Source organism: Streptococcus sp. HMSC061D10 (assembly GCF_001808865.1).
Taxonomy (GTDB): domain Bacteria; phylum Bacillota; class Bacilli; order Lactobacillales; family Streptococcaceae; genus Streptococcus.
Genome location: NZ_KV795021.1, coordinates 15,066 through 27,128 on the forward strand (window position 1 = coordinate 15,066; position 12,063 = coordinate 27,128).

At 38.7% G+C, this 12,063-nt stretch carries 13 protein-coding genes; all 13 read right to left on the reverse strand.

The window, feature by feature from the left end; translation table 11 throughout:
• Positions 1–62 precede the first annotated feature (62 nt).
• The gene (locus tag HMPREF2728_RS08570) at positions 63–1,538 is read right to left on the reverse strand and encodes a PTS galactitol transporter subunit IIC (protein ID WP_075227662.1); all 1,476 of its coding nucleotides are present in this window, start codon (positions 1,536–1,538) and stop codon (positions 63–65) included.
• 44 nt (positions 1,539–1,582) lie between these two features.
• The gene (locus HMPREF2728_RS08575; RefSeq protein ID WP_000590576.1) at positions 1,583–1,888 is read right to left on the reverse strand and encodes a PTS sugar transporter subunit IIB; all 306 of its coding nucleotides are present in this window, start codon (positions 1,886–1,888) and stop codon (positions 1,583–1,585) included.
• A 39-nt stretch (positions 1,889–1,927) separates the two neighbouring features.
• Entirely contained in the window at positions 1,928–2,404 is a 477-nt protein-coding gene (locus tag HMPREF2728_RS08580) for a PTS sugar transporter subunit IIA (RefSeq protein ID WP_000521965.1), read from the reverse strand.
• A gap of 200 nt (positions 2,405–2,604) precedes the next feature.
• On the reverse strand, positions 2,605–3,213 hold the full coding sequence (locus HMPREF2728_RS08585; protein WP_075227663.1) for a hypothetical protein: 609 nt from the start codon (positions 3,211–3,213) through the stop codon (positions 2,605–2,607).
• A gap of 198 nt (positions 3,214–3,411) precedes the next feature.
• The gene (gene lepA / locus HMPREF2728_RS08590) at positions 3,412–5,235 is read right to left on the reverse strand and encodes a translation elongation factor 4 (protein WP_075227664.1); all 1,824 of its coding nucleotides are present in this window, start codon (positions 5,233–5,235) and stop codon (positions 3,412–3,414) included.
• Positions 5,236–5,313: 78 nt separating this feature from the next.
• Positions 5,314–6,042, reverse strand: a complete 729-nt coding sequence (locus HMPREF2728_RS08595) for a metallophosphoesterase family protein (protein WP_075227665.1) — start codon at positions 6,040–6,042, stop codon at positions 5,314–5,316.
• Positions 6,043–7,710 carry a DNA repair protein RecN gene (gene recN / locus HMPREF2728_RS08600; protein WP_075227666.1) on the reverse strand — a complete coding sequence of 556 codons (1,668 nt, stop codon included), beginning with the start codon at positions 7,708–7,710 and terminating at the stop codon, positions 6,043–6,045.
• A gap of 6 nt (positions 7,711–7,716) precedes the next feature.
• A complete protein-coding gene (locus HMPREF2728_RS08605; protein WP_075227667.1) occupies positions 7,717–8,148 on the reverse strand; it encodes an arginine repressor in 432 nt (143 codons plus the stop codon).
• A complete protein-coding gene (locus tag HMPREF2728_RS08610) occupies positions 8,141–8,956 on the reverse strand; it encodes a TlyA family RNA methyltransferase (protein ID WP_075227668.1) in 816 nt (271 codons plus the stop codon). Before HMPREF2728_RS08610 ends, HMPREF2728_RS08605 begins: the two co-directional genes overlap by 8 nt.
• Positions 8,949–9,824 (reverse strand): polyprenyl synthetase family protein, encoded by an 876-nt coding sequence (locus tag HMPREF2728_RS08615; RefSeq protein WP_075227669.1) that lies wholly within the window; start codon positions 9,822–9,824, stop codon positions 8,949–8,951. Before HMPREF2728_RS08615 ends, HMPREF2728_RS08610 begins: the two co-directional genes overlap by 8 nt.
• The gene (locus HMPREF2728_RS08620; RefSeq protein ID WP_000043228.1) at positions 9,821–10,033 is read right to left on the reverse strand and encodes an exodeoxyribonuclease VII small subunit; all 213 of its coding nucleotides are present in this window, start codon (positions 10,031–10,033) and stop codon (positions 9,821–9,823) included. Before HMPREF2728_RS08620 ends, HMPREF2728_RS08615 begins: the two co-directional genes overlap by 4 nt.
• Positions 10,011–11,351, reverse strand: coding sequence for an exodeoxyribonuclease VII large subunit (xseA, locus tag HMPREF2728_RS08625; protein WP_075227670.1), 1,341 nt, complete (start codon positions 11,349–11,351; stop codon positions 10,011–10,013). The genes HMPREF2728_RS08620 and xseA overlap by 23 nt, the downstream gene beginning before the upstream one ends.
• 414 nt (positions 11,352–11,765) lie before the next feature.
• Positions 11,766–12,063: LPXTG cell wall anchor domain-containing protein (locus tag HMPREF2728_RS08630; protein WP_148130300.1), on the reverse strand; the 298-nt coding region annotated here is incomplete at its 5' end.

Here is a 12,063-nt window from a genome sequence, read left to right on the forward strand (position 1 = left end):
TGTCGACTCCAGATTTGGAAACTGACAACCTAGTTTTTACAATTTACATTTTTAGGAGCGAATTATTTTGCGTTTGCTGCGTATTCTTCATTACGTTTGATCATTTGTTTTCTGTACCATGCAAAGATACCAACGTAAAATACTAGGAATACTAACGCGCCAAGGATAGCTTTGATATCACCAGTTGTAGCATTACCAATTGCCCAACCAAATAGTTTTTCGATTGGTCCTTCAAGAGTTGAGTGAGTAATCAATTGAGTTTGGCTTACACCTTCTGGGAAGGCACCTACACCTTTAGCAAGTTCTGTTGCAAATGGTGCGATAAGTGTACCTGAAAGAAGGAAGAGTGGCAACAAGAGTGTTCCGAAGATAATCATACGGAGCAATTTACCACGAGTAACTACCAAGAGAGCTGGAGTTACACCCATTGCGATGATACCAGCAAGTGGCAAAATACCATTTCCGACGTTTGAAAGAAGCACTGCTTCAACCAACATGATTGGTGCAAGTACGTTGGCACAAGCCCAGATTTCAGCACGACCAGCGATAAATGGCCAGTCAAGACCGATGTTGAATTTACGTCCTTGAAGACGTTTAGTAGCAACGTTTGTAATACCTTGTGAAAGTGGTTCTACGGCTGCGATAAACCATGAACCGATCAATGAGAAGAGCTCCAAGCAGACACCGGCAGTCAAACCAAGTGACAACCAACCTTTAATAACAAGTTCCCATTTATCAGCACCTTCAACACCAGGAACTGGATGTGGAGTTCCCATCAAACCGATAACGATACCAAGGATGAAACCGATGAAGAATTTAGATCCCCAGAAACCGATTCGTTTATTCAATTTAGCAGCGTCAAAGTCGTATTTATCAAGACCTGGGAAGAGTTTATCAAAAATCTTATCCAAAACCATGATAACTGGGTTCATCATGTAGTTCATGTGAGTTGAAGTCATTGGTGATGAACTTGGTGCGTTAAGAAGGTCATCAAATGTTGGTTTCATCAAGTCAGAGTTGATGATTTTAAGAACTCCAACAAGAACAACTGCTGCAGTCGCGATGAAGAGTGAAACTCCTTGGCTAACTCCATTGTTGTCAGCGTACCATTTGATCAAAAGACCTGTGATAGACAAGTGCCAGATATCAAAGATATCGACGTCAAGTGTATCAGTTTTCTTCATTGCAAGCATTACAATGTTGACGATCAACATCACAAGCAAGAAGTAAAGTGTCCAAGCTGAACCCCAAGTGATTGTAGCAAGTGGTGCCCAACCAACGTCGGTAATATTCAATTGAATACCAGTGTTTTCAACGAATTTTGCAAGTGATGCTGAGAAAGCACCATTTAACATACCGATGATAGCACCGATACCAGTAAGAGCGATGGCAAGTTTGATACCACCTTCAAGCGCTTTGGAGAATTTCACTCCAAAAAGTAGAGCCAATACTGTCAAAATGATCAGCATGATGATTGGTCCACCCATCTCCAAGATAGGTTTGAAGACCTTATTGGCTAGGTCGATAATGATATCCATAATTTTCCTCCCTTTATTTTTATGGAATATTTACAAATTAATAATTAGCTTAGACCATGTTCTTTGATAGCTGCTTCAATATTGTCATAAACTGGAGCGCTCATAGCTGGAATACGGAACAAGATTGGTCCTGCTTCAACAACTGGGATACCTGGTTCAAAACCTAAATCAGTAGCAGCGATTGGTGTGAAGATATCATAACCTTTAATCAAGTCTTCATTGACATCTTTTACCATAACGGCATCACATTGAACATCGTACCCACGGTTAGAAAGTTCTTCTTCAAGAGCACTTTTAATTTGGTGGCTTGAGTTAACGCCTGCACCACAAGCAGCAAGAATTTTAATCATTTGGATTTCCTCCGTTTTTATATAAAAATTATTAACAAATTAAGCAGTCGCTTCTGAGATATATTGGAACAAAGCTTCAGGTTCCGTAATCTTAGACAGCGCTTCAAGATGACCATTGCCTGTAAAGAAGTCCATCAACTGTGCAAGTATATTTGTTTGACTTGAACTTGAATTGTTGATGATAAAGAAGAGTAATGATACTTCTACTTCCTTATCAGGAGCAATCATATTGTGGAACGTAACTGGTTTTTCCAGACGAACCACGACAACATTTTCAGTTAGATTATGAATTGTATCAGTATGAGGGATAGCTACGTTAGGCAAATCCTTCCCTAAAAACTCCATATCCAAACCAGTTGGGAACGATTTTTCACGTTCAATCAAGGCCGATCGATAGGTCTCTGTAACAACTTTCTTTTCTTCTAATAGGGTTGCAACTTGATCGAAAAGTTGCTCTTGATTATCTGCTTCTAAGCAAAAGACTAAGTCTTTGTCAAAGAAATGATCTAATCCCATGACCTTCTCCCTTCATATTTAACTTTTATGGTACAAGTATAACACTATATGAAACCGTTGTCAATGTTTTTTTGTTGTATTTTGTTTGATTTTTATTTTTTTTGTTTACGAATTAAACATTTAATGATTTCAAACATATTTTTTATAATTTCCTAATAAGTATAATAAAAAAAACAGGAACGACTCCTGTTTTCACGATGTTAACTCTTTTTATTGGTCCAACTTTCTTCCACCATTGGAAGGAGATTTTTTAATACCTCTGGAATACCTTCGAGAGAAACGTATCTAAACTTGCCATCATCGGATTTAAAAATCCAGATAATTAAATATTTACCATTCTTAGCAATACAGTTTACTACGTAGGCTTCATAGCCACCGATAGTTGATTTTGACCCCCATACTTTGGAAAAGTCTTGACTTTTCTGTTTAGATTCATAAATGCTAGTTGAAATTTGAACAGTTTCAAGCGCAGCGTACTCACTTTCACTAATACCAAACTGCTCAGGTTTAAAGGTATTGAGAGTTACAATATTGACATCCGTCCCATCACAATACTGAATGTCATCTCCACCTTCAATTTCTTTGAAATGAACCCATGATTTAGGAATTTTCACATATCCATAATCATCAGATCCAACTATTTGCGTTTCTTCCGTCTGTTTTTGCGATGAACTAGACTCTTGACTTGAAACTTCTTGAACACTAGAAGAGGCTTCTGTCTTTACTTCATTTGTCTTCTCTGAATTGCTACAAGCAATTAGACTAAGACTACAAAGTAAAATTGTAGATAAAGTTATTATTTTTTTCATGATAACTCTCCTTTCCCTTCTATTTTAAAGCAAGAAGAGAAAAGTGTCAAAAAATTACTGTATTTTGACACTTTACAAAAGTAACCGTGTGATTCAAATCAAAGAAAAAGATTGAAGAAAATTGTCCAAAACAGACTTTTTCTTCAATCTAAATCAACTGATCGATTTCTTACAATCTATGCTATTCTCACCTAGCAACTATTCTTCATCCATACTCAAGACGCTGAGGAAGGCTTCTTGTGGTACTTCTACGGAACCGATAGCTTTCATGCGTCTCTTACCAGCTTTTTGTTTTTCGAGAAGTTTACGTTTACGAGAAACGTCACCACCATAACACTTGGCAAGTACGTTCTTACGAAGGGCCTTGATATCTGTACGAGCCACAATCTTATGTCCAATAGCTGCTTGAATTGGAACTTCAAATTGTTGACGAGGAATGATTTTCTTGAGCTTGTCAACGATGAGTTTTCCACGTTCATAAGCAAAGTCTTTGTGAACGATAAAGCTGAGAGCATCCACCTTATCACCATTAAGAAGGATATCCATTTTAACCAACTTAGATGGACGATACTCTGACAATTCATAGTCAAAGCTTGCATAACCGCGTGTTGAAGATTTGAGCTTATCAAAGAAGTCAAAGACAATCTCAGCTAGTGGGATTTGATAGATAACATTGACACGATTGTCATCAATATAATCCATCGTCACAAAGTCACCACGTTTGCGCTGAGCTAGCTCCATCACTGCTCCGACGAATTCTTGCGGTACCATGATTTGTGCCTTAACATATGGTTCTTCGATAGTTGCAATCTTTGTAGGATCAGGAAACTCGGATGGGTTAGACACATCCATAGACTCACCATCAGTCTGATTAACCTTGTAGATAACAGATGGTGCAGTCATAATAAGGTCGATGTTAAACTCACGTTCCAAACGTTCCTGAATAACATCCATATGAAGAAGTCCAAGGAAACCACAACGGAAACCAAATCCAAGAGCCTGGGATGTTTCTGGTTCAAACTGCAAGCTAGCATCATTCAGTTGCAATTTTTCAAGAGCTTCACGAAGGTCGTTGTATTTATTTGACTCGATTGGATAGAGACCTGCGAAAACCATCGGATTCATCTGTTTGTATCCTGAAAGTGGTTCAGTCGCTGGATTTGTCGCCAAGGTTACTGTATCACCGACACGTGTGTCCTGAACAGTCTTGATTGAAGCCGCGATATAACCAACGTCACCTGTCGCAAGGAAGTCTCGTCCTACTGCTTTAGGTGTGAAAATTCCGACTTCAGTTACATCGAAGGTCTTACCATTGCTCATGAGCTGAATCTTATCACCAGGTTTGACTACTCCATCCATGACACGAACTTGGAGGATAACTCCACGATAGGCATCGTATACTGAGTCGAAAATCAAGGCTTTCAATGGTGCTGACACGTCACCAGTTGGGGCTGGAACTTTTTCGACAATTTGCTCGAGAATTTCTTCGATACCGATACCCGCCTTGGCTGAAGCCAATACTGCTTCGCTAGCGTCTAGACCAATGACATCTTCAATTTCTGTTCGCACGCGCTCTGGATCTGCTGCTGGTAGGTCAATTTTATTGATAACTGGGAGGATTTCCAAATCATTATCTAAAGCAAGATAGACGTTTGCCAGAGTTTGAGCCTCAATCCCTTGGGCAGCATCAACGACCAAAATAGCACCTTCACAGGCAGCTAGGGAACGTGAAACCTCATAGGTAAAGTCCACGTGTCCCGGTGTGTCAATCAAGTGGAAGATATAAGTCTCACCATCTTTAGCCGTATAATTAAGCTCGATAGCATTAAGCTTGATAGTAATTCCACGCTCACGCTCTAAATCCATACTATCAAGAAGTTGGGCCTGCATTTCACGACTGGAAACTGTCTCTGTCTTTTCCAAAATACGGTCTGCTAGTGTTGACTTTCCATGGTCAATATGGGCGATAATAGAGAAGTTACGAATCTTCTCCTGTCGTTTTTTCAATTCTTCTAAGTTCATCATTCTCTTCCTTTCAGGGTATCTATTAATTATAAATTGTTTTTAACATTTTGACAAGACCATACCCTGTTAGGAGTACTAATCTTCAGCAACAAAGCCGTCATTTTCAATGAAGTAATGTTCTGTCATACCTTGGTCGGTAAAGACAATACCGTGAAGGACACCACCGTAAACAGCTCCTCCATCCATTCCAATCTTACCGTCTTCTGTAATCCAAAGTTCAGATGTACCAGGTTTTTGATCCAACAAACCATAGACTGGTGTATGTCCAAAGACAATGGTTTTTCCAGTATGATTGGCTGCTTCGTGAAATGGTTTTCTGAGCCATACCTTCTTATAGTCAGTAGTATCGTGCCAATCATCCAAAGTCAAATCAATACCGGCATGAACAAAGATATACTTATCTGTTTCAATGACAAAAGGCATCTGACGAATAAATTCCACTAAGTCTGCTGCTTCTGTTTCAACACGCTTTGCATCTGCTACTCCATCTACTGGTGCATCCAGTGGGCGCCCCAAAATAGAATTAATAGTTGTATCCCCACCATTTCGACGATAGTGGTCATAGCTTTCTTCAGGATTATCCAACCAAGTTAAAAACATATACTCGTGGTTCCCTGATAAGCAGATAGCTCCTTGCTTATCTACCAAATCCTTGACCATTTCAAGAACACGGCGGCTATCTTCTCCTCTATCAATCAAATCTCCAAGAAAGAGTAATTGAGTCTTACCATCCCATGTTTTAAGTAAGTCTTCTAACATTCCAGCTTTTCCGTGGACATCACCAATTACATAATAGTCTGTCATTTATTTCTCCTTACTTTGTAATAATTCTCTTGCTTGAGTCAATGCTGCTTCTGTTACATTCTCTCCAGCCAACATCTTAGCGACTTCTTCAATCCTTTCTTCAACTGTCAACAAGCGAACTGTTGAAACGGTTGAATGTTCATTGCTAATCTTTTCGATGAAGAACTGATAATCTGCAATCGCAATAACTTGTGGAAGGTGAGAAATAGCTAATACTTGACCGTGCTGTCCAATTTTATGAATCTTTTGTGCAATGGCTTGAGCTACACGACCTGAAACTCCCGTGTCCACCTCATCAAAGACGATACTTGTCTTACCTTCCTTACGGGAAAAAGCGGACTTGATGGCTAACATCAAACGAGATAACTCTCCACCAGAAGCTACTTTTACTAATGGTTTAAAATCTTCTCCAGGGTTGGTTGAAATGTAAAATTCAACACTCTCATTACCTTCGCGACTGAATTTTCCTTGACTAAAACGAACTTGAAATTGTGCTTTCTCCATGTATAGGTCTTGCAATTCTTGCTTGATTTCAGCTTCTAAGTCCTGCGCTATTTTATGGCGAGCTTGAGCAACTTGACCTGCTAGATCCACAAGATTTTTTTCAAGTTTCTTGAGTTCGATTTCCATATCTTCAGAAGATAGATTATTTCCTGTTAGAAGATTGTATTCATCTGTAATCTTGGCAAAGTATTCAAGGACATCATCTACACTACCACCATACTTACGTGTAATGGTATGAATCAAATCTAGTCGGCTTTCAACCTGCATCAAACGATTACCATCAAAATCTAAATCATCAATAATGGATTCCAAGCGCTTAGTGATATCTTCTAGAATATAATAGGATTCAGAAAGGGAGCTTGAAATCTCTCGATACTCTTGATCGAACTCTTCAAGACTTTCCATATCATTCATGGCTGAACGAACATTTGCAAGGCTTGAAAATTCTTCATTATCAAGCATACTATAAGCATTTGTTAAAGTATCTGCGATATGTTTATGGTTAAGAAGTTTGTCTCTTTCTTGATTAAGGGCAATATCTTCACCAGCTTTCAAATTAGCTGCTTCAATCTCAGCCATCTGAAATTCCAACATTTCAATACGAGCCTTGTGTTCCTGCTGATTTTTTTTGATATCAAGCACTTGCTTACGCATACGGCGGTAGTTATCGAAGCTCGTCTGATAGGCTTCTTTTAATTCAAAGAAAGAAGCATCCCCAAACTCATCCAACATCTGGATATGTCGATGTGGGCGCATTAACTCCTCTTGGTCATGTTGACCATGGATATCAACTAGCTGTTGACCAATCGTCCTTAATACTGAAAGATTAACCATCTGTCCATTGACACGACTGATGCTCCGACCGTTTTGTAAAATTTCGCGACGAATAATGATTTCATCACTCAATTCTAATCCTTGTTCATCAAAAATTTCTTCTAGCACGCAGTTACTTTCAATTGAAAAAAGACCTTCAATTTCCGCTTTTGGAGCCCCATGACGAATAACTTCTGTTGTAGCTCGAGCTCCTAACATCATATTCATAGCATCAATAATGATTGATTTACCCGCACCTGTTTCACCAGTTAAAACTGTCATCCCTTGTTCAAAGTTCAAAGAAATTGATTCGATGATAGCAAAATTTTTAATCGAAATTTCCAGTAACATATAATCCTACCAATTTTTAACTTGCTCAAAAATATCCTTGGCTGTTTCTTCACTTCTCAATACCATCAAGATGGAATTATCATCAGCAATACAGCTAAAAATTTGGTCAGAAAAAACAGTCGTCAACTGACTCTTGACGAAAATAGTATTCCCTGGAATGACTTGCAAATTGATCATATGCCCCATGCGCTCAGCATGAATAATATTATTTTCTGCCAACTGCAAGCTTCTAACGATTGATTTTGGTAATTCATAAATGTAAGTATTGTCTTTCAATGGAATTTTTACAATACCTAATTCTTTAATATCTCGGGAGACTGTTGCTTGAGTAGCAGAGATACCCGCTTCTCTCAAGTGTTCAACGATTTCTTCCTGTGTGCCGATTTGATAATCTGTAACAAATCTTCTAATCTTCTCAAGTCTCTCTTTTTTATTCATCTTTAAATTCTCTATGTGCTTTCTCCACTATTTTTTCTATTTCAGAAGTAACCTGATTGATTGCGTGATCTTCTTTTCGCAAATAGGCTAAAAACTCGATATTCCCATGACCACCTTGAATAGGAGAATAGTCCAATCCTAAGACTGAAAATCCTTCATCAACTGCCATTTTAGTAACTGATTCTAAAACATTTTGGTGAACTTTGGCATCTCTGATAATTCCATTTTTACCAATCTGTTCTCGACCAGCCTCAAATTGAGGCTTAACTAGAGCAACAACCTGCCCTTGATCAGCTAAAACTCGGTGCAAAGCTGGTAAAATGAGACCTAGGGAAATAAAACTGACATCGATACTGGCAAAACTTGGTTCATGTTCAAAATCAGTTTTATCCGCATAACGGAAATTAAACTGTTCCATGCTAACAACGCGAGAATCTTGACGTAATTTCCATGCCAGTTGATTAGTACCAACATCAACTGCAAAAACTAGTTTAGCACCATTTTGCAACATGACGTCAGTAAAACCACCTGTTGAAGCTCCGATATCAATGGTCGTTTGTCCCTCAACTGATAGATCAAAAATATCTAGCGCCTTCTCAAGTTTCAAGCCACCACGACTAACATACTTAAGTTTCTCGCCCTTGAGTTTCAACTCTGTATCGTCAGGAATTTTTTCTCCTGGTTTATCAAATCGTTCGCCATTTAAAACAGCGACTACCAAACCTGCCATAACACCTCGTTTGGCTTGTTCTCTCGTTTCAAATAAACCTTGTTTGTAAGCTAGTACATCTACTCTTTCCTTAGCCATTGATTCTCAAACTTTCTACTATTTTCACAATTGGTTCCTTATCAAAGCTCACGACTTGGCTAATCTCTTCTAGTTTCGCAGTAGCTTGATCCAAGGTTTGATTGCAAAATGCTATCGCCTGATCTAATCCCAACAATGCAGGATAGGTTGACTTCTCGGCTTGCAAATCTTTCTGGGGTGTTTTTCCAATTTCCTCAAAGCTAGCGGTAACATCAAGCACATCATCTCTCACTTGGAAAGCCAGGCCAATCAACTCGCCAACTGTTTTAAGCTGCTTCTGAAGATTTTCATCCAATTCAGCAATGATACCAGCCGCTTGGAAAGGAAAAGCTAAAAGTTTACCCGTTTTATTAGCATGGATAGTCTGAAGTTCCTCTAAATTCAAGTGTTTTCCTTCGCCTTCCATATCTAACACTTGACCAGCTACCATTCCCATACTTCCAGAAGCAAGGGATAAATTAGAGATTAAATCTACCTTGGTTTGACTAGACAAATCAGTTTGAGCAATTAAAGCATAGGGATCCAAAAAAAGCGCATCCCCTGCTAAAATAGCTAGAGCTTCACCATACACCTTATGATTGGTCAAACGTCCTCGGCGATAATCATCATTATCCATAGCAGGTAGATCATCATGGATCAAACTTCCTGTATGAATCATTTCTAGTGCCGCTGCAACTTGAGCATGTTCCTGAGTGATAGGCACTTGCAAGGAGTCCAAAACTTCTAAAAGTAAATATGGACGAATCCGTTTACCTCCAGCATGTATGGAATAAAGAACAGCTTCTCTTAAACTGGACGCAAATTGTTGGTTGCCATAAAAGTCTTCAAGAGCTGACTCGACCAAAGCTAGTTTTTCCTGCTTGTTCATACCAGTTCACTTTCTGTTCCATCTTCTTGCATCACCTTGACCAAGGTCTTTTCAGCCTTATCAAGTGTTGCCTGCAATTCTTTGGATAAGAGCATTCCTTTTTGAAATGCAGAAATAGCATCTTCCAAAGCAATTTCACCATTTTCTAAGCTTTGAACAATCGTTTCAAGTTCTGCTAGATTTTCTTCAAATTTCTTTTGTTTTGACATCTCTTACCTCTAATTCTACTTGACCGTCCCGCATCAACAGTGATACTTGGTCATTTTCTTTCAAATCTTTCGCAGAAGCGACTACGACTTCCCCTTTTTTGACAATTGCATAACCTCTGGCTACAATTCGACTAGTATCTAGCATAAGGAGAGCTTCTGATAGGCGTTTTACTTCTGCTACTTTTGCATCATAGGTCACAGCCATCTGGCTACGCAGCAGTTTCTTTAATTGTTGGATACGATCCTGATAACGCTGGATTTTAATAATTGGTGATAATTGTTTCAAACGGTGGACTTGTTCTTGCACCTTTTGTTGATTACGAACCAATTCAGCATTCAATCCTTGCTTCAGTCGCAGCTGTAACTGATCCAAGCGTTGTAGATAACCGTCATATAAACGCTCTGGTTGTCTGAAGATGACCGATTGACTGAGGATTCTCAAAGCTTCTTTTTTCTTTGACAAGGTATGCTTAACCGCTGTAGTCATGCGTTTTTCTTGATTCTGAAGATAGGTCAAAAGATCTAACTTAGTTACTGGTGTAGCGAGTTCAGCAGCAGCTGTCGGCGTTGCCGCTCTCTTGTCAGCAACAAAATCAGCCAAGGTGACATCTGTTTCATGACCTACACTCGAAATAATCGGTAAACGAGATTCAAAAATTGCTCGAACTACAATTTCTTCGTTAAAGGCCCAAAGATCTTCAATGGAACCTCCCCCACGGCCGATAATCAGAACATCTAAGTCATCGCGTTCATTGGCTCGAGTTATATTACGAGCAATTTCCTCTGCAGCACCCTCACCTTGAACTTTAGTAGGATATAAGACAATTTCCACACCAGGGAAGCGTCTACTGACTGTAGTGATGATATCTTGAATCACAGCACCACTTCGACTAGTCACCACACCTATTTTTTTTGAAAATTGTGGTAAAGATTGTTTAAATCGCTCTTGAAACAAACCTTCTTCTGCCAGTTTCTTCTTAAGTTGTTCAAATTGGATAGCTAAAGCACCAACACCATCTGGTTCAGCTTTTTCAATGATAATCGAATAACTTCCGCTTGGCTCATAGACTTGAACACGACCAACTACATTGATCTTCATACCTTCTTCCAAGTCAAATCCCAAACGTTGGTAGACCCCCGACCAAATTGTCGCCTGAATAACCGCTCGGTCATCTTTAAGAGAAAAATACTGATGGGTTGGACGCTTGCGGAAGTTAGAGACTTGACCAGTTAAATAGACCCGTTCCAAGTAGGGGTCTTTATCGAATTTCATTTTTAAATACTTGGTCAAAGTTGTAACCGATAAATACTTTTCCATCTCTACCTCCTTCTTTTCTCTAGTTTTTCCTGGGTATTATTATACCAAAAATATGCTTAAAAATCTTTATTCGGTTCGATTCTTTTCAATAATAAGTATAAAACTAAAACAATGATAAAGTGGTTTATTTGTTTTTTATATAATAATCTTTATGCCATATACAGCTATTCTAACAATTATACAATAAATATAGAGTTTAATACAAAGGTATAGCTCATAACAAAAAAAAGCGAACAAAACATAGGTTCTGAAAATCAGAATTTTGTCTTGTTCACTTTTAGTACCTATTCAGTTTAAGAATTTAAGTAAAGAAACTTTAAACTTAAAATAGTCGATTTCTAGCCCTCAGATCTATACTACTGAAAATTAGTTCTATTAAAACGGAATAGCTAGTCCTTTAGAATATTAAAGATACTAATCTTCTTTTTTCTTACGAGCTACAAGTCCAAATCCACTCATTACTCCAAGAAGTCCAAGTGCTACTAAGCTAGTACGATCTTCAGTACCAGTATTTGGCAACTGAGGAGTATTTTCTTTAGCAGAGTTTGGTTTCTCTGGAGTCACTGGTTTCTCTGGAGTTACTGGTTTCTCTGGAGTTACTGGTACGATTGGTACGTAGATGATTGGTGTGTCATCACCTGGATTTGTTGGAAGATTTGGAAGTTCCTTACCTGGTTCTACCGGTTGACCTGGTTTGCTTGGATCTTTTGGA

Coding starts and splice junctions, on each gene's coding strand:
- HMPREF2728_RS08580 (WP_000521965.1), bottom strand. CDS start 2,404: ATGGGATTAGATCATTTCTTTGACAAAGACTTAGTCTTTTGCTTAGAA.
- recN (WP_075227666.1), bottom strand. CDS start 7,710: ATGTTACTGGAAATTTCGATTAAAAATTTTGCTATCATCGAATCAATT.
- HMPREF2728_RS08610 (WP_075227668.1), bottom strand. CDS start 8,956: ATGGCTAAGGAAAGAGTAGATGTACTAGCTTACAAACAAGGTTTATTT.
- lepA (WP_075227664.1), bottom strand. CDS start 5,235: ATGAACTTAGAAGAATTGAAAAAACGACAGGAGAAGATTCGTAACTTC.
- HMPREF2728_RS08595 (WP_075227665.1), bottom strand. CDS start 6,042: ATGACAGACTATTATGTAATTGGTGATGTCCACGGAAAAGCTGGAATG.
- HMPREF2728_RS08585 (WP_075227663.1), bottom strand. CDS start 3,213: ATGAAAAAAATAATAACTTTATCTACAATTTTACTTTGTAGTCTTAGT.
- HMPREF2728_RS08605 (WP_075227667.1), bottom strand. CDS start 8,148: ATGAATAAAAAAGAGAGACTTGAGAAGATTAGAAGATTTGTTACAGAT.
- HMPREF2728_RS08575 (WP_000590576.1), bottom strand. CDS start 1,888: ATGATTAAAATTCTTGCTGCTTGTGGTGCAGGCGTTAACTCAAGCCAC.
- HMPREF2728_RS08570 (WP_075227662.1), bottom strand. CDS start 1,538: ATGGATATCATTATCGACCTAGCCAATAAGGTCTTCAAACCTATCTTG.
- HMPREF2728_RS08615 (WP_075227669.1), bottom strand. CDS start 9,824: ATGAACAAGCAGGAAAAACTAGCTTTGGTCGAGTCAGCTCTTGAAGAC.
- HMPREF2728_RS08620 (WP_000043228.1), bottom strand. CDS start 10,033: ATGTCAAAACAAAAGAAATTTGAAGAAAATCTAGCAGAACTTGAAACG.
- xseA (WP_075227670.1), bottom strand. CDS start 11,351: ATGGAAAAGTATTTATCGGTTACAACTTTGACCAAGTATTTAAAAATG.